At 45.7% G+C, this 18045-nt stretch carries 14 protein-coding genes, 2 tRNA genes and 3 rRNA genes; 15 read left to right on the forward strand and 4 right to left on the reverse strand.

Going from position 1 to position 18045, the window contains the following annotated elements:
- The 7 genes from secY (at position 1) to rplQ (ending at position 4444) form a co-directional block, all read left to right on the forward strand.
- Positions 1–1320 carry a preprotein translocase subunit SecY gene (gene secY / locus AC0L6N_RS02915; protein ID WP_006990562.1) on the forward strand — a complete coding sequence of 440 codons (1320 nt, stop codon included), beginning with the start codon at positions 1–3 and terminating at the stop codon, positions 1318–1320.
- 24 nt (positions 1321–1344) lie between these two features.
- Positions 1345–1461, forward strand: coding sequence for a 50S ribosomal protein L36 (gene rpmJ, locus AC0L6N_RS02920; protein WP_007104309.1), 117 nt, complete (start codon positions 1345–1347; stop codon positions 1459–1461).
- A gap of 125 nt (positions 1462–1586) precedes the next feature.
- Positions 1587–1943, forward strand: coding sequence for a 30S ribosomal protein S13 (rpsM, locus tag AC0L6N_RS02925; protein WP_006990561.1), 357 nt, complete (start codon positions 1587–1589; stop codon positions 1941–1943).
- A gap of 12 nt (positions 1944–1955) precedes the next feature.
- Complete coding sequence (rpsK, locus tag AC0L6N_RS02930) at positions 1956–2348, forward strand: 30S ribosomal protein S11 (RefSeq protein WP_006990560.1); 393 nt, start codon at positions 1956–1958, stop codon at positions 2346–2348.
- A gap of 24 nt (positions 2349–2372) precedes the next feature.
- Positions 2373–2993: a 30S ribosomal protein S4 gene (rpsD, locus tag AC0L6N_RS02935; RefSeq protein WP_006990559.1), complete on the forward strand. Its 621-nt coding sequence runs from the start codon at positions 2373–2375 to the stop codon at positions 2991–2993.
- A 22-nt stretch (positions 2994–3015) separates the two neighbouring features.
- Positions 3016–4005 (forward strand): DNA-directed RNA polymerase subunit alpha, encoded by a 990-nt coding sequence (locus AC0L6N_RS02940; protein ID WP_006990558.1) that lies wholly within the window; start codon positions 3016–3018, stop codon positions 4003–4005.
- A gap of 37 nt (positions 4006–4042) precedes the next feature.
- Positions 4043–4444, forward strand: coding sequence for a 50S ribosomal protein L17 (gene rplQ / locus AC0L6N_RS02945; protein WP_006990557.1), 402 nt, complete (start codon positions 4043–4045; stop codon positions 4442–4444).
- Between the two features lie 414 nt (positions 4445–4858).
- On the opposite strand, the gene AC0L6N_RS02950 is transcribed toward rplQ, so the two are convergent.
- Positions 4859–5632 (reverse strand): hypothetical protein, encoded by a 774-nt coding sequence (locus AC0L6N_RS02950; RefSeq protein ID WP_473478718.1) that lies wholly within the window; start codon positions 5630–5632, stop codon positions 4859–4861.
- Between the two features lie 146 nt (positions 5633–5778).
- Positions 5779–6048, reverse strand: coding sequence for a hypothetical protein (locus AC0L6N_RS02955; protein WP_473478721.1), 270 nt, complete (start codon positions 6046–6048; stop codon positions 5779–5781).
- 137 nt (positions 6049–6185) lie between these two features.
- On the opposite strand from AC0L6N_RS02955, the gene AC0L6N_RS02960 reads away from it, so the two are divergent.
- From AC0L6N_RS02960 to AC0L6N_RS02985, 6 genes are all read left to right on the forward strand, one after another.
- Positions 6186–7718: ribosomal RNA gene (locus tag AC0L6N_RS02960) — 16S ribosomal RNA — on the forward strand.
- A gap of 239 nt (positions 7719–7957) precedes the next feature.
- Positions 7958–8034, forward strand: a tRNA-Ile gene (locus AC0L6N_RS02965).
- Positions 8035–8146: 112 nt separating this feature from the next.
- Positions 8147–8222: transfer RNA gene (locus AC0L6N_RS02970), tRNA-Ala, on the forward strand.
- Between the two features lie 298 nt (positions 8223–8520).
- A 23S ribosomal RNA gene (locus tag AC0L6N_RS02975) occupies positions 8521–11405 on the forward strand.
- A gap of 265 nt (positions 11406–11670) precedes the next feature.
- Positions 11671–11786: ribosomal RNA gene (gene rrf, locus AC0L6N_RS02980) — 5S ribosomal RNA — on the forward strand.
- Together the 16S, 23S and 5S rRNA genes with 2 tRNA genes alongside form the textbook arrangement of a ribosomal RNA operon.
- 829 nt (positions 11787–12615) lie before the next feature.
- Positions 12616–13272, forward strand: coding sequence for a nitroreductase family protein (locus AC0L6N_RS02985; protein WP_011573884.1), 657 nt, complete (start codon positions 12616–12618; stop codon positions 13270–13272).
- 70 nt (positions 13273–13342) lie between these two features.
- Here AC0L6N_RS02985 and hutG read toward each other — a convergent pair whose 3' ends face one another.
- Both hutG and hutI read right to left on the reverse strand, forming a co-directional pair.
- On the reverse strand, positions 13343–14305 hold the full coding sequence (hutG, locus tag AC0L6N_RS02990; protein ID WP_473478724.1) for a formimidoylglutamase: 963 nt from the start codon (positions 14303–14305) through the stop codon (positions 13343–13345).
- A 1-nt stretch (position 14306) separates the two neighbouring features.
- Positions 14307–15530, reverse strand: a complete 1224-nt coding sequence (hutI, locus tag AC0L6N_RS02995) for an imidazolonepropionase (protein ID WP_473478726.1) — start codon at positions 15528–15530, stop codon at positions 14307–14309.
- Positions 15531–15626: 96 nt separating this feature from the next.
- Here hutI and hutC point away from each other — a divergent pair, with 96 nt between their 5' ends.
- Complete coding sequence (hutC, locus tag AC0L6N_RS03000) at positions 15627–16361, forward strand: histidine utilization repressor (RefSeq protein ID WP_473478728.1); 735 nt, start codon at positions 15627–15629, stop codon at positions 16359–16361.
- Entirely contained in the window at positions 16345–18045 is a 1701-nt protein-coding gene (gene hutU, locus AC0L6N_RS03005) for a urocanate hydratase (RefSeq protein WP_473478730.1), read from the forward strand. The genes hutC and hutU overlap by 17 nt, the downstream gene beginning before the upstream one ends.

Here is an 18045-nt window from a genome sequence, read left to right on the forward strand (position 1 = left end):
ATGGCTAAACCAGGATCAAATTCAAGCGCAAAAGGCGGCTTGAGTGAGCTTAAGTCAAGATTGTTGTTCGTACTTGGTGCGATAATTGTGTTTAGGCTTGGCTCATATGTGCCTATTCCTGGTATCGATGCCGCGGTGTTGGCTGAATTATTCGACCAGCAAAAGGGTACCATTGTAGAAATGTTTAACATGTTCTCTGGTGGTGCTCTTGAGCGTGCCTCGGTTCTTGCCCTGGGTATAATGCCATACATTACAGCTTCCATTATCATTCAGTTGCTTACTGTTATGCATCCACCGATGATGGAACTTAAAAAAGAAGGCGAAGCAGGACGTCGTAAAATTAGTCAATACACACGTTATTTCACGCTAGTGTTGGCTACATTCCAAGCAATTGGGATAGCGACAAATCTACCTAATCTGATTTCAGGTTTGGTGATTAATCCGGGGTTCGGTTTTTACTTCACAGCTGTTGTGAGTTTGGTCACCGGTACCATGTTTTTAATGTGGTTAGGTGAGCAAATTACAGAGAGAGGTATCGGTAACGGTATTTCTATATTGATTTTCGCGGGTATCGTGTCAGGTTTGCCAACGGCCATAGGTCAAACGGCAGAGCAAGCACGACAAGGTGATTTGAACTTACTGTTCTTGTTACTTATTGGCGTAATAATAATTGCTATCACGTATTTTGTTGTGTTCGTAGAGCGTGGCCAACGTCGTATCGTCGTTAACTATGCAAAGCGTCAGCAGGGCCGTAAGGTGTTTGCAGCACAAAGCACGCATTTACCGTTAAAAGTAAATATGGCAGGTGTTATTCCTCCGATTTTCGCGTCAAGCATCATTCTGTTCCCTGGAACCATTGCAAATTGGTTTGGTCAGAATGAGTCATTCTCTTGGTTACAAGAAGTGGCATTGATGTTGTCTCCTGGACAGCCTCTGTATGTGATGTTTTACGCTGCTGCGATCATCTTCTTTTGTTTCTTCTATACTGCGTTGGTTTTTAACCCTCGCGAAACAGCGGACAATTTGAAGAAGTCTGGTGCGTTCGTTCCTGGGATTCGTCCTGGTGAGCAGACCTCACGATACGTTGATAAGGTAATGACTCGCTTAACCCTAGCTGGCGCGCTTTATATAACCTTTATTTGTTTGGTGCCTGAATTCATGTTGATAGCTTGGAACGTACCGTTTTACTTCGGTGGGACCTCTCTACTTATTATGGTAGTGGTTATCATGGATTTCATGGCGCAAGTGCAGACCCATTTGATGTCTCATCAATATGAGTCTGTTCTTAAGAAAGCTAACCTTAAGGGCTACGGCCGTTAAGTTAGCGATTTACGGAGTGATGAAATGAAAGTTCGTGCATCCGTCAAGCGGATTTGCCGTAACTGTAAAGTCATTAAGCGCAACGGTGTTGTGCGTGTGATTTGCAGTTCTGACCCTAAGCATAAGCAAAGGCAAGGTTAATCGTATGGTTTGCGGAATTGCTAAATACGATAGTATCCGCAAACCTTAATTTGCAATTTTGTCATCGGGTAAGTATCCTATCGGGCTTTTTAGGCTGATGACATAAACTATGAGGAGTACTGTTAATGGCCCGTATCGCTGGCATTAACATCCCTGAGCACAAGCACACTGTAATCGCGCTAACCGCGATCTTCGGTGTAGGCTCTACACGTGCACAAAGCATTTGTGAAGCTGCTGGTGTTGCAGAGACAACCAAGATCAAAGATCTTGATGAAGCACAAATTGATAAATTGCGTGACGAAGTCGCGAAATTCACTGTCGAAGGTGATCTTCGTCGTGAAGTATCAATGAGTATTAAACGTTTGATGGACCTAGGTTGCTTCCGTGGTATTCGCCACCGTCGTAGTCTTCCTCTACGTGGTCAACGCACTAAAACTAATGCGCGTACCCGTAAAGGTCCTCGCAAAGCAATTAAAAAGTAAGCGGGGATTAAGATGGCTAAAGCTCCTACTAAAAGCACGCGTAAGCGCGCAAAACGTCAAGTTGCTGACGGTATGGCTCATATCCATGCCTCTTTCAACAACACAATAGTGACAATTACAGATCGTCAAGGCAACGCTTTGTCTTGGGCTACATCTGGTGGTTCTGGTTTCCGTGGTTCACGTAAATCTACCCCTTTTGCTGCTCAGGTAGCTGCTGAACGTGCTGGTACAGCCGCTCAGGATTACGGTTTGAAAAATCTAGAAGTATTCGTTAAAGGTCCAGGTCCAGGTCGTGAATCTGCTATCCGTGCTTTGAATGCTGCTGGTTATAAAATCACTAATATTACCGATGTGACGCCTATTCCTCACAACGGTTGTCGTCCACCGAAAAAACGTCGCGTTTAATCGACGGACTGTTGGAGAAAGATAATGGCAAGATATTTGGGTCCAAAACTCAAACTTAGCCGCCGCGAAGGAACAGACTTGTTCCTGAAAAGTGGCGTTCGAGCAATCGAATCAAAATGTAAAATTGATAACGCACCTGGTCAACACGGCGCACGTCGTGGACGTTTGTCTGACTACGGTGTTCAATTACGTGAAAAGCAAAAAGTTCGTCGTATGTACGGTGTTCTTGAAAAGCAATTCCGTAACTACTATAAAGAAGCGGCACGCTTAAAAGGCAATACAGGTGAAAACTTGTTGCAACTTTTAGAGCAACGTTTAGACAATGTTGTTTACCGCATTGGTTTTGCTAGCACTCGTTCTGAAGCGCGTCAACTAGTTAGCCACAAAGCAATTTTGGTTAACGGTCAAGTTGTTAACGTTCCTTCTTTTAATGTTTCTGCTGATGATGTTGTATCTGTACGTGAAAAAGCTAAAAAACAAGCTCGTATTGTTTCTGCTTTAGAGCTTGCTGAGCAACGTGAGAAACCAACTTGGATTGAAGTGGACAGCAAAAAGATGGAAGGCACATTTAAACGTGTTCCTGAAAGAACTGATTTGTCTGCTGAAATAAACGAACAGTTGATTGTCGAACTTTACTCTAAGTAAAGCTTAAAGAAGAGAGGTAACAATGTCGGGTTCTGTAACTGAATTCTTAAAACCAAGGTTAGTTGAAATTGATAACGTTTCGCCTACACGTGCAAAGGTCACTTTAGAGCCTTTGGAGCGTGGTTTTGGTCATACATTGGGTAATGCGTTACGTCGTATTCTTTTGTCATCTATGCCAGGTTGTGCAGTGACTGAAGTTGAGATCGACGGTGTATTACACGAGTACAGCACCAAAGAAGGCGTTCAAGAAGACGTTATCGAAATATTGCTTAACCTTAAAGGTTTGGCGGTACGTCTTGAAGGCAAAACCGAAGCAACACTAACATTAGTGAAGTCCGGTGCGGGCCCAGTATTAGCTGGAGACATCCAGCATGATGGTGATGTTGAAATCGTAAACCCAAGTCACGTTCTTTGTACTTTAACTGGCGAAGCTGAACTCAGCATGCGCATTAAAGTAGAAATGGGTCGTGGGTACGTTCCAGCGTCAACTCGTCGCTCTTCTGAAGAAGATGATCGCCCAATTGGTCGTTTATTGGTTGATGCTTCATTTAGTCCAGTATCACGTATTTCGTACAACGTTGAGTCTGCGCGTGTTGAACAACGCACTGATTTAGACAAGTTAATTATCGATATGGAAACCAATGGCACTATCGATCCCGAAGAAGCGATTCGTCGCTCAGCAACTATATTAGCTGAGCAATTAGACGCATTCGTTGAACTTCGTGATATGTCAGAGCCTGTTGAGAAAGAAGAGAAGCCGGAATTTGATCCGATTCTTCTTCGCCCAGTTGATGATTTAGAACTTACAGTACGTTCAGCTAACTGCCTTAAAGCAGAAGCGATACAATATATTGGTGATCTAGTACAACGCACCGAAGTTGAGTTGTTAAAAACTCCTAACTTAGGTAAAAAATCTCTTACTGAGATCAAAGATGTACTAGCTTCTCGTGGACTTTCACTAGGCATGCGCTTAGAGAACTGGCCACCAGAAAGCATCGCAGAAAAAGATTAATCAGATTTAAAACTGATTTTTAAAGAAGGATAGGACTATGCGCCATCGTAAGAGTGGTCGTCAGTTGAATCGTAATAGTAGTCACCGTCAAGCGATGTTTCGCAATATGGCTGGCTCATTGGTGAAGAGTGAGTTGATTAAAACAACTCTTCCTAAAGCGAAAGAACTACGTCGCGTAATTGAACCTCTTATCACACTTGCTAAGCAAGACAGTGTTGCAAATCGCCGTTTAGCGTTTGCACGTACTGGTGATAAAGAAGTTGTAGGTAAGTTATTTAATGAACTTGGCCCTCGCTATGAAGAGCGTCCTGGTGGATATATTCGCATTTTAAAATGCGGTTTCCGTACCGGCGATAATGCTCCAATGGCATATGTAGAATTAGTAGACCGCCCAGAAGTGGAAGAAGTCGTAGAGACTGAAGACGCAGCTGCGGAATAAAAATTCCTACAATAAAAAAACCGGATTAAAATCCGGTTTTTTTATGTCTGAAATTCATAGAATAACTAAGCATTGCTTTGTAGCTACTGAGTAGGAGCGTACCGTTTTTAAGACCTATCCTGGAGAACAAAGTGTGCAGTCCATTATATCTCCCTATTGGTTTTCATTACTTATCTTTCACCGCTAACTATCCTAAGGCAAATGCTCTAAGAGTCGCCTTACGAATATTAATAATCATATATTAACAACAGCAACAGACTGTGACAGAACAGCTATTTCAGCGGGACAATGCACAGAGGACTTTTGGGTAGTGCATAAGACGGATATGTAGGCTAAGGGCAAGGTGATAACAGTTATAAAAAAACCGGATAATAATCCGGTTTGATAATATTAAAATCTTTGAAAATTAGATAGCTATTGTTCAGTAACAATTTTTAGTGCGGCTGTGATTTCTTCATCAGTAGCGCCACCTTCCTTTGCATACTTATATATGCTGTCTTCATCAAGTCCGAAATTCTGTGCCGTCTCAATAATTCTTCTAACATTATCTCTTTGCGGCCCAGACTCACGAACAGCTGTACTAACGACACTTTCGGCATCGTTAGGAAAGATAGCAAGCAATGCCTCAACCACATACTCACCGACGAGCGGAACTGCATCAATCGCAGAAGTTAGTATATCAACGATTTTGTTAGGGTGCTGTTGCGCTAACGACTGAACAATAAAGTCAGCGGAATCAGGTTCTGTAATGACTGCGACTCTCACAATCTCGTTCAGTTCATCAGGCGTTGAATTAGCTGCAGCTGTTACCACAAAGTCAACATAGCTTGGTTCAGCATTAATTGCGGTTTTAACAATCGCAGTGCAACTAGCGATTTCCTTTTCTAAAGCAATCTTGACGATATCTTCTGTCAACATAGGCTGAGCGGATATTGCGGCGTGTATAATTTCTTGATACTTATTTGGATACATATCTAATGCCGTGCTCACCACACTGGATGTTTCTTGTGGGTAATTACTAGCAATGCTTTTAACGGCACGACCTATCGACATATTTTGAGCGACTTGACGTTTTACGAATGAACTAGTTGCATGGTTATCATTCGAAACCTCAGCTTCTTGAGCACCGACACTGTATACGGACGAAATTAAGCTCGCAATGAACGCTACTTTTATTATTTTTTTCATTTTTCAGATATCCAATAACTAAAACTGACTTCTACGTTATGACATCCGTGCCACTTAAGAGTCTAAACTTAACAACAAATTTACTAAATAGACAGTAAAGCGCGAGTTTTGTTCAAAAAACATTCTCTACTGGCTTTATTTAGCATTTATTGAAATAAACACTTGCTATCAAAAAAGGGATCTCTATAATGCGCCTCTCGCTTCGGGACAGCCGCTAAAACAGCTGCACCGACACTGGTTTTCACCAGGTGATTTAAGCCTTTTATAAAGACTTTAATAAGCGTGATGTAAGGCAGTTTAGTTTGGTTTTTCAGTTTGTGATTCACGTCAAAAATTGATTTAAAATTAAATAAAAATAACGCCTTGACATCGAAACTTGAGAGCGTATTATACGCCTCCCGCTTAAGAGGGTCCACGGACAGCATCTTAAGCCGCTTCCAAGGAAGCACGCTACTTCGGTAGCACTGTTCTTTAACAATTAATAACAAGACAATCTGTGTGGGCACTCACTTGATGAGTGTCTACCAAAAAAAATTCATGTTCGATAAATATTTAATTGAAGAGTTTGATCATGGCTCAGATTGAACGCTGGCGGCAGGCCTAACACATGCAAGTCGAACGGTAACATTTCTAGCTTGCTAGAAGATGACGAGTGGCGGACGGGTGAGTAATACTTAGGAATATGCCTTTGTGTGGGGGATAACTATTGGAAACGATAGCTAATACCGCATAACGTCTTCGGACCAAAGGGGGCTTCGGCTCCCGCGCAAAGAGTAGCCTAAGCGAGATTAGCTTGTTGGTGAGGTAAAGGCTCACCAAGGCGACGATCTCTAGCTGTTCTGAGAGGAAGATCAGCCACACTGGAACTGAGACACGGTCCAGACTCCTACGGGAGGCAGCAGTGGGGAATATTGCACAATGGGGGAAACCCTGATGCAGCCATGCCGCGTGTGTGAAGAAGGCCTTCGGGTTGTAAAGCACTTTCAGTTGTGAGGAAAGGTTAACGGTTAATACCCGTTAGCTGTGACGTTAGCAACAGAAGAAGGACCGGCTAACTCCGTGCCAGCAGCCGCGGTAATACGGAGGGTCCGAGCGTTAATCGGAATTACTGGGCGTAAAGCGCACGCAGGCGGTTTGTTAAGCTAGATGTGAAAGCCCTGGGCTCAACCTGGGAATTGCATTTAGAACTGGCAGGCTAGAGTTTTGGAGAGGGGAGTGGAATTCCAGGTGTAGCGGTGAAATGCGTAGATATCTGGAGGAACATCAGTGGCGAAGGCGACTCCCTGGTCAGTAACTGACGCTCATGTGCGAAAGTGTGGGTAGCGAACAGGATTAGATACCCTGGTAGTCCACACCGTAAACGCTGTCTACTAGCTGTTTGTGGATTTAATCCGTGAGTAGCGAAGCTAACGCGATAAGTAGACCGCCTGGGGAGTACGGCCGCAAGGTTAAAACTCAAATGAATTGACGGGGGCCCGCACAAGCGGTGGAGCATGTGGTTTAATTCGATGCAACGCGAAGAACCTTACCTACTCTTGACATACTAGAAACTTTTCAGAGATGAATTGGTGCCTTCGGGAATCTAGATACAGGTGCTGCATGGCTGTCGTCAGCTCGTGTCGTGAGATGTTGGGTTAAGTCCCGCAACGAGCGCAACCCCTGTCCTTAGTTGCCAGCCTTAAGTTGGGCACTCTAAGGAGACTGCCGGTGACAAACCGGAGGAAGGTGGGGACGACGTCAAGTCATCATGGCCCTTACGAGTAGGGCTACACACGTGCTACAATGGCGAGTACAGAGGGAAGCAAACTTGCGAGAGTAAGCGGATCCCTTAAAGCTCGTCGTAGTCCGGATTGGAGTCTGCAACTCGACTCCATGAAGTCGGAATCGCTAGTAATCGCAAATCAGAATGTTGCGGTGAATACGTTCCCGGGCCTTGTACACACCGCCCGTCACACCATGGGAGTGGGTTGCAAAAGAAGTAGCTAGTTTAACCTTCGGGAGGACGGTTACCACTTTGTGATTCATGACTGGGGTGAAGTCGTAACAAGGTAACCCTAGGGGAACCTGGGGTTGGATCACCTCCTTACTATTAGGTCGGCCTCATCAGGCTGAGTGTTCACACAGATTGTTTTGTTGTTAGTAAAGAAGAGCAAAAAAGAAGTGCTTGGGATATTCAAGCAACTTGTCGCAATGTTCGAAAGAAGATTGCGAAGTGGATTTGTTATTGAGACAACGCCGCGAAGAATTTGTCGCCGGGAGTTAACGTCTGTTAATGACCAAGCAAATTCTGCAGCAAGGCAGTATCAATGACAAAGACCGAGCAAGAGGCTTGTAGCTCAGCTGGTTAGAGCGCACCCCTGATAAGGGTGAGGTCGGCAGTTCAAGTCTGCCCAAGCCTACCATTTCGCATTTATGCGGTGTTGGACACCTCGTCGTTTAGCAGGCTAAACGTCCTCGGTATCCGCCTAGCCTAAATACGAACTGGCCAAAAAATAAAATCCTCAATGATTTTGAGGGGCTATAGCTCAGCTGGGAGAGCGCCTGCCTTGCACGCAGGAGGTCAGCAGTTCGATCCTGCTTAGCTCCACCACTTTCTAAGAAAGTGATTTTTGCTCAAAAAGATTAAGTAGCCTTAATCAATACGCATTACATTAAATGTTTATTGATTAAGGTTTTTTAAACCTTAATTGTGCGTACTTCGGTATCACAATGTTCTTTAACAATATGGAAAGCTGATAAAAGTAATCAAAACTAAGAGAACTCTTTAAGAGCTTACTCTATCTGATTTGAAAATGAATACTTGTCACGCATACACAGTAGATACACTGATAACTTCGGTTATGAGTAATGTCTATACGTCAAATATTGAAGGTTATTTGGGGTTGTATGGTTAAGTGACTAAGCGTATACGGTGGATGCCTAGGCAGTTAGAGGCGATGAAGGACGTGTAAGTCTGCGAAAAGTTGTGGGGAGCCGACAAAATGCTTTGATCCACAAATGTCCGAATGGGGAAACCCACCGCTTCGGCGGTATCATACAGTGAATACATAGCTGTATGAGGCAAACGAGGGGAACTGAAACATCTAAGTACCCTTAGGAAAAGAAATCAACCGAGATTCCCCTAGTAGCGGCGAGCGAACGGGGATTAGCCCTTAAGCTAATGATAAGCGAGTGGAAGGTGTTGGAAAGCACAGCGATACAAGGTGATAGCCCTGTACACGAACGCGAATTTTAAGTGAAATCGAGTAGGTCGGGACACGTGTTATCTTGACTGAACATGGGGGGACCATCCTCCAAGGCTAAATACTCCTAACTGACCGATAGTGAACTAGTACCGTGAGGGAAAGGCGAAAAGAACCCCTGTGAGGGGAGTGAAATAGAACCTGAAACCGTATACGTACAAGCAGTGGGAGCAGACTTGTTCTGTGACTGCGTACCTTTTGTATAATGGGTCAGCGACTTATATTTTGTAGCAAGGTTAACCGAATAGGGGAGCCGTAGCGAAAGCGAGTGTTAACTGCGCGTTTTAGTTGCAAGGTATAGACCCGAAACCCGGTGATCTAGCCATGGGCAGGTTGAAGGTTGAGTAACATCAACTGGAGGACCGAACCGACTAACGTTGAAAAGTTAGCGGATGACTTGTGGCTGGGGGTGAAAGGCCAATCAAACCGGGAGATAGCTGGTTCTCCCCGAAAGCTATTTAGGTAGCGCCTCGGACGAATACCACTGGGGGTAGAGCACTGTTAAGGCTAGGGGGTCATCCCGACTTACCAACCCTTTGCAAACTCCGAATACCAGTGAGTACTATCCGGGAGACACACGGCGGGTGCTAACGTCCGTCGTGAAGAGGGAAACAACCCAGACCGCCAGCTAAGGTCCCAAAATTATTGCTAAGTGGGAAACGATGTGGGAAGGCTAAGACAGCTAGGAGGTTGGCTTAGAAGCAGCCACCCTTTAAAGAAAGCGTAATAGCTCACTAGTCGAGTCGGCCTGCGCGGAAGATGTAACGGGGCTAAGCAATATACCGAAGCTGCGGACGCAAAGTTTACTTTGCGTGGTAGGGGAGCGTTGTGTAAGTGGCTGAAGGTGAACTGAGAGGTTTGCTGGACATATCACAAGTGCGAATGCTGACATGAGTAACGATAATGCGGGTGAAAAACCCGCACGCCGGAAGACCAAGGTTTCCTGTCCCATGCTAATCAGGGCAGGGTAAGTCGGCCCCTAAGGCGAGGCAGAAATGCGTAGTCGATGGGAAACGGATTAATATTTCCGTACTTGGTATATCAGTGATGGGGGGACGGAGAAGGTTATGCAAGCATAGCGTTGGTTGTCTATGTGAAAGTGTGTAGGGTTGAATCTTAGGTAAATCCGGGATTCTACATGCCTGAGACACGAGACGAGATTCTACGGAATTGAAGTTGCAAATACCCTGCTTCCAGGAAAAGCCTCTAAACTTATGATATATCGAACCGTACCCCAAACCGACACAGGTGGTCAGGTAGAGAATACTAAGGCGCTTGAGAGAACTCGGGTGAAGGAACTCGGCAAAATCGTACCGTAACTTCGGGAGAAGGTACGCCCCTGTTTGTGATGAGACTTGCTCTTTGAGCGAATGGGGGCCGCAGTGAAAAGGTGGCTGGGACTGTTTATTAAAAACACAGCACTGTGCTAAATCGAAAGATGACGTATACGGTGTGACACCTGCCCGGTGCCGGAAGGTTAATTGATGGGGTTAGCGCAAGCGAAGCTCTTGATCGAAGCCCCGGTAAACGGCGGCCGTAACTATAACGGTCCTAAGGTAGCGAAATTCCTTGTCGGGTAAGTTCCGACCTGCACGAATGGTGTAACCATGGCCACGCTGTCTCCACCCGAGACTCAGTGAAATTGAAATCGCAGTGAAGATGCTGTGTACCCGCACCTAGACGGAAAGACCCCGTGAACCTTTACTATAGCTTGGCACTGAACATTGACCCTACATGTGTAGGATAGGTGGGAGACTTCGAAGCGTGAACGCCAGTTTGCGTGGAGTCAACCTTGAAATACCACCCTTGTACGTTTGATGTTCTAACGTTGTTCCCTTATCGGGAATGCGGACAGTGCCTGGTGGGTAGTTTGACTGGGGCGGTCTCCTCCCAAAGAGTAACGGAGGAGCACGAAGGTTGGCTAATCCTGGTCGGACATCAGGAGGTTAGTGCAATGGCATAAGCCAGCTTAACTGCGAGACAGACACGTCGAGCAGGTACGAAAGTAGGTCATAGTGATCCGGTGGTTCTGTATGGAAGGGCCATCGCTCAACGGATAAAAGGTACTCCGGGGATAACAGGCTGATACCGCCCAAGAGTTCATATCGACGGCGGTGTTTGGCACCTCGATGTCGGCTCATCACATCCTGGGGCTGAAGTCGGTCCCAAGGGTATGGCTGTTCGCCATTTAAAGTGGTACGCGAGCTGGGTTTAGAACGTCGTGAGACAGTTCGGTCCCTATCTGGTGTGGGCGTTGGATGATTGAGGGGAGCTGCTCCTAGTACGAGAGGACCGGAGTGGACGAACCGCTGGTGTTCGGGTTGTTTTGCCAAAAGCATTGCCCGGTAGCTACGTTCGGAATCGATAACCGCTGAAAGCATCTAAGCGGGAAGCGAGCCCCAAGATGAGTCATCCCTGGCAGTTTAACTGTCCTAAAGGGTTGTTGAAGACTACGACGTTGATAGGCAGGATGTGGAAGCGTTGCAAGGCGTTAAGCTAACCTGTACTAATTGCCCGTGAGGCTTAACCATACAACGCCCAAATGACTTTTTATATCGTTCTAGCGAACGAGTCGTGTTAAATGGCTTAAACGGAAGGAAACCTTCCTGACCAATTACCTACTCGCTAAAGTTAGAGCTAAATAAAATGTTTGAGTGTTGCATGTATGACAAGTATTAAAATCAAGAGTAAGACTAAAGAGATTTAGCGATGATTACAGCCAGACCTGCAAGGGAACGGCATCAGCTTTTTACATATTGATTTATTGAGCTACGGCTTGATAAATAACAGTTTATGTCTGGCGGCCATAGCGATGCGGCCCCACCTGATCCCATCTCGAACTCAGAAGTGAAACGCATTAGCGGCGATGGTAGTATGGGGTTTCCCCATGCGAGAGTAGCACACTGCCAGACTCCCATTTAGAAAAAGGGCTATCCGTAAGGGTAGCCCTTTTTTGCATGTGCAGAATAAAGTAATGCAAGGTTGATACGGCATCAACGGATAGCCCTTTTCCTTAAACGCTGTCGCGCAATGCTACCCACACACGGATAAACCAAATTCCTCGAGTGTCATGCGGGGCATCACATGCGCCAACCGCGTTGCGTGACAACGCGGTTGGCGGAAGACACCGCCAGACGCCCATTACACGAAAAGCCCTGACCAAAAAACGGTCAGGGCTTTTTCGTATATGCGCTTCGCGCAAAGCGAATCAGCAATAAACCTCCAGGGAAGTATCAAATACGGTATAGACACGTCCATGATGAAGCATTCCCCGCGACAAAGTGGCTGCCACGCCTTCCTTGGCGTGTCGTGCGGCTGGACGTTACTGTGCAACTAAAGATACCAGCCTTACCCAGACTCCCATTTAGAATGAAGCCACCTATATCGGGTGGCTTTTTTCGTTTCTGCCGCACAGAAAATACCAAAGGCAACCGAGACACATCACCAAGGTGACTTCATCCTAAGCGCTCTCGCGCAAACGATAATCGAGCAATGATAAATCCTGTATTAATGCGGATTGGTATAAGTCCTTTAAATTTTCGTTGTGTGGCTAATTATTTAATGGAGTTGGTGTATGGCAAGGGGGGATTTAGCGCTTCTAAAAAAGGGCCTTCCAGTTCATTTAGATTGTCAAAGTAATCAATAAAGTCTTTCAATGTTTTGCCTAATTATCAGTTGCCTCAAAAGCGCATACACTTGCATCCATACTTTTAGATAACCTTACAAACAAGGCGGTTAATAATGTCTCACCAAATTATCAAAGATTTAAGCACGCGTTATACAGTGAAAAAATACGATACGTCTAAGCGGATTTCGGATGAAGATATCGCCGTTATTAAAGAAGCGATCCGCTTATCCGCTTCATCGATCAATTCGCAACCTTGGAAATTTATCCTAGTTGAAAGTGATGAAGGGAAGCAACGCTTACATGATACGTTTGCAAATAAACATCAGTTTAACCAGCACCATGCGAAAGAAGCATCACATACTCTTCTACTAGCATACGACCCGCACTTTACTAAAGAAAAGTTTGTTAAGCGTGTTGATGCAGAGGTGAGTTCAGGTCACTTGCCCGCGGACATGCGAGATTCCTTTATGGGTGCATACGCTTTTGCTGAAATGAATACGGACGAGAGTGGATACAATGGCAGTTGGACCAAAGCGCAAGTGTATCTAGCACTTGGCAATATTATGCACACACTTGCACGATTAGGTATCGCATCTACACCGATGGAAGGAGTTGATAAAGAGTTGATTGGTGAGAAATTCAGTGACGAGCTTGATGGTCACATTTGTGAAGTAGCCTTGGCTATGGGCTATCAAAACACCGACGACGATTGGAACTATGGCTTACCTAAAGCTCGCCTAGCCATCGAGGAAATCATTGCGGTTGTATAAGGCATTGAATTAACTGTTCTGTCCAAGAGTAACCAGTCAAGACTTAATCTCTGGTTACTCTTGGACGTTGTTAAGGGAATTTCGCATTTACTACTTCGAATAACAGCCTTGCTGCTAGTTTAGTTGTTCGCTGGTCGATATCGTAAGTGGGATTCATTTCTGCTACATCCAATAAAGCCCACTGATAACCAAGTTTGTTCTGATTTGCGGCGAGCCATCTCAGGATTTGCAACACAAAGGGTATCTCGATGCCTAATGTGCTTGGCGCGCTAACCCCCGGCGCATTAGCGCTTGAGAATGCATCAAGACATATCGTGACATACAGCAAGTCAATTTCGCTCAACATTGGAGTAAGCAATGATATCGCTTTATCTACTGAGCAATCTTCGTCGAGTAAAAATCGTGTGCCCGTCATTGCTGCACTATCAAATAATGCTAATGTGTTGGCGGTCTTAGCTATTCCTAAACACGCGTAGTCAAATGGTAGAGAATGCTCGGTACAGTACTGGTGAATTTGTCTAAACGGGGTTCCAGAACTAGCATGCGGTGCTGGTAAACGTAGATCAAAGTGCGCGTCGAAGTTAATAATGCCGATACGTTTTAAATTATCCTTTGCTACATCAGAGTTGTTGAATGCATGCTGTAAACCTAGGTAACTTCCCCAAGCTATCTCATGACCGCCGCCTAAACCAATAACAAAACAGTTTTGCTTAAGCGCTTTTGATACCTCAGTTGCATAATTTTGCTGACAGGAATCTAGGCATTCATTGGCAACTACATCGCCTTTATCAAGCAAACTGACATTGTGCTGATACGGTAAGTTGGCTAGCGCGGAACGAATGGCATTTGGGCCCGTTTTTGCACCAATTCTACCTTTGTTTTCTTTCACGCCCAGATCGCATGCGAGGCCAATTAAACAACAGTGCGGGTTAGTTGTAGAGCTCGCTTTTTGGTTTACAACCTGATGCCACCTTAACCCACGCGCCTTATCTTCATCATCAGTGCGCCCCTGCCATATAAATGTATTGTTCATATCAGCGCTCTTTACCATTAACCCAAACACGAGTCGGACGAATTTGGTTAATGCCGTAGCTTAGTTCATTAGGATGTTGTATGTCCCATAAACACATATCTGCATCAAAACCTGATGAAATTTGTCCCTTCTGAGCTAGACCTAGAGCCTGCGCCGCATTTCGTGTGACACCCGATAACGCTTCTGCGGGTGTCATACCAAATAATATGCAACCCATATTCATGATCGTTAGTAATGATGCTACAGGCGAGCTGCCGGGATTGAGGTCGCTCGCCAAGGCTATTGGTACATGATGTCGGCGAAGTGCTGTTAAAGGGGGGAGTTGCGTCTCGCGTAGGTGATAAAACGCACCAGGTAACAGTACAGCTACGGTATTAGATTTGGCGATTGCGGGTACATCGTCAGGTGACAGGTATTCGATATGGTCAACGGACAATGCGTTAAATTTGGCAGCTAACCTCGCACCTTTCAGATCAGATAATTGCTCTACATGGGCTTTTATATTCAAACCATAATGCTTAGCCGAACGGAATACTTTTTCACATTGCACTGGGCTAAACGCGATTGACTCACAGAACACGTCAACACTGGTCGCTATCCCTTGCTTAATGACTTCTGGCATGACGTGCTCACAAACAAAGTCCACATAAGTATCTGGGTCTTCGTGAAATTCAAACGGTACGCTATGTGCTCCGAGATAGGTCGGCTGAATATTGACCAGTAAATATGATTCGATATCTTTGGCCACCTGCAACATACGAAGCTCTGTTGCTAAATCAAGACCATAACCAGACTTGATTTCAATCGTGGTTACCCCTTCTTCAACTAAGCGTGCTGCGCGGCCTATGGCAGAATTGAGTAAGCCCTCATAGGAGGCTAAACGTGTGGCATTAACTGTACTTCGAATACCCCCACCTCGCTGCGCTATTTGCGCGTAACTCATGCCCTGCTGGCGCATCTCAAACTCTAGTGCGCGGTTGCCTGCAAACACTAAATGAGTGTGACAATCAATCAAACCGGGTAGTAGCCATTTCCTTTGTGCGTCAAACGTTTTAATTGTGCTACTTAGTCGTCTTTTCGCCGGCTCAATTGCGTCTATAAGGCCGTTTTTAATGAAAATACAGGCGTTTTCTCTTATGCCGTATGGATCATTTTCTGTCTGCTTAGTGGAGCGCATCGTCGCTATATTGACATTGTTAATACAGAAATCTGCATTCTGATTCATTTACTACCTCGCGCCATTTTAGAATTAAGCTTACTTGTACATACTTGTATATACAAGTTTATTGGAGTAAGTTAGCCAAACTAACAGGAGCTATTAATGCAACCAAGATACGTTTTAATTAAGTCGGCCATAATAGATAAAATCGAGTCTGGGAAAATGAAGCCCGGAGACAAGGTTGGCTCAGAAAATCAGTTAGCAGAAACATTTCAGGTCAGCCGCATGACTGCAAGGCGCGCATTAACTGAACTGGTCGATGAAGGAGTACTGGCGCGCAGCCAAGGGGTAGGTACATTTGTAAGCGATCATCGTCCCATGAGCGCATTGCTGGAAATTCGAAGTATAGACGATGAAATTATGCGCCGTGGCCATGACTACAGCAATGAGGTACTCAGTCAAAAATGCGTTAAAGCCAATAATCAGCAAGCCGCTTGGTTTGATATTGTGGTCGGTACCGACCTGTTTCATACTCGAGTCGTACACTTAGAGAATGCCCAGCCAGTACAACTTGAAGATCGTCTGGTTAATCCTAAATGGGCTCCGCAATACCTAGAACAGGACTTCAGCCAGACGACGGCTAACCATTATCTAAATAGCGTCGCGCCGTTGACTCAAGCGGATCATGCTATTGAAGCGATATTGCCTACTAACAGTGTGGCTCAAGTTTTAGCAATCGATAATAACCAACCCTGTTTGCAAGTGAGTCGTCGTACATTTTCAGCCAAAGGGATCGTGAGTTACGCCTTGTTATTCCACCCAGGAAATCGTTACCGCATCGGAGGACATCTCGATTTCTCCCTTTCTATTAGGAGTGAGAATGCAACGTCTCGATAAAAGTCGCACCATCCGAGCAGCAAGAGGGAGCACTTTGACAGCTAAGAGTTGGCAGACAGAAGCGGCCCTACGAATGTTAATGAATAACCTTGATGCCGAAGTGGCAGAACATCCTCATGCGCTTGTTGTGTATGGCGGCATCGGACGAGCCGCGAGGGATTGGTCTTGCTATGACAAAATCGTTGAAGTGCTAACCCGTATGAACAATGACGAAACGCTATTAGTGCAAAGCGGAAAGCCTGTGGGCGTTTTCACAACCCATGAGAATGCGCCTAGGGTACTGATAGCGAACTCAAATCTTGTTCCTCATTGGGCTAACTGGGAGCACTTCAACGAGCTCGATAAAAAAGGCTTGATGATGTATGGGCAAATGACGGCTGGCTCTTGGATCTATATTGGCTCTCAGGGCATAGTACAAGGCACATACGAAACCTTCGTCAGCGTGGCCAAAGCACACTTTGAGGGCAACTCACAGGGACGATGGATATTAACTGCTGGGCTCGGGGGAATGGGGGGCGCTCAACCACTGGCCGCTACCATGGCCGGGTTCTCAATGTTGGCGGTAGAGGTGGATGAAAGTCGGATCGATTTTCGAATTAAAACAGGTTATTTAGATGAAAAAGCAGCTTCGCTAAGCCAAGCGATAGCGCGAATTGATGCGGCAAGAGCCGCTAATAAACCAATATCTATCGGCTTGGTTGGTAATGCCGCGGACGTCTTTCCCGACATACTCGCCAAGGGCATTACCCCCGACGTGGTTACGGATCAGACGAGTGCCCACGACCCTTTGAACGGATATTTACCTAAGGGTTGGACGTTGGCCCAAGCAGCCCAAACGCGCGCCGTAAACGAAGCGAGCGTGGTAAAAGCAGCGAAACAGTCTATGGCAATACATGTTGAAGCCATGCTTGGTTTGCAAGCTAAAGGCGCTGCAACACTAGACTATGGCAATAATATTCGTCAGATGGCGCTGGAGGAAGGAGTACTAAACGCCTTTGATTTTCCAGGCTTTGTGCCTGCTTACATTCGCCCTTTATTCTGCCAAGGCATAGGGCCATTTCGCTGGGTGGCCTTATCAGGTGACCCACAAGACATCTACAAAACTGATGCTAAGGTAAAAGAGCTTATTCCCGACAACGAACATTTGCATCATTGGCTAGATATGGCCAGACAGCGTATTCAATTTCAAGGTTTACCAGCGCGTATTTGTTGGGTTGGCTTGGGGGAAAGGCAAAAATTGGGATTGGCTTTTAATGAAATGGTGCGCACCGGCGAATTGACCGCTCCTATTGTTATTGGGCGAGATCATTTGGATTCAGGCTCAGTGGCATCACCGAACCGCGAGACTGAAGGTATGCTTGATGACTCTGATGCTGTTTCTGATTGGCCTTTACTAAACGCCATGTTGAATACGGCTTCGGGCGCGACATGGGTGAGCTTGCATCACGGTGGTGGTGTTGGGATGGGGTTCAGCCAGCACTCGGGCATGGTGATTGTCTGTGACGGTAGCGAAGAAGCTGATAAGCGCACAGCTCGCGTTTTACATAATGACCCGGCCACCGGCGTTATGCGCCACGCTGACGCAGGCTACGAAATCGCTAAGCAGTGCGCTAAACGTCATAAGCTCGATTTACCCATGCAAAGCGATCGAGTGACTAGCATAAACCCACAGGGGGAGGTGTAA

Source organism: Paraglaciecola sp. G1-13, assembly GCF_055809255.1.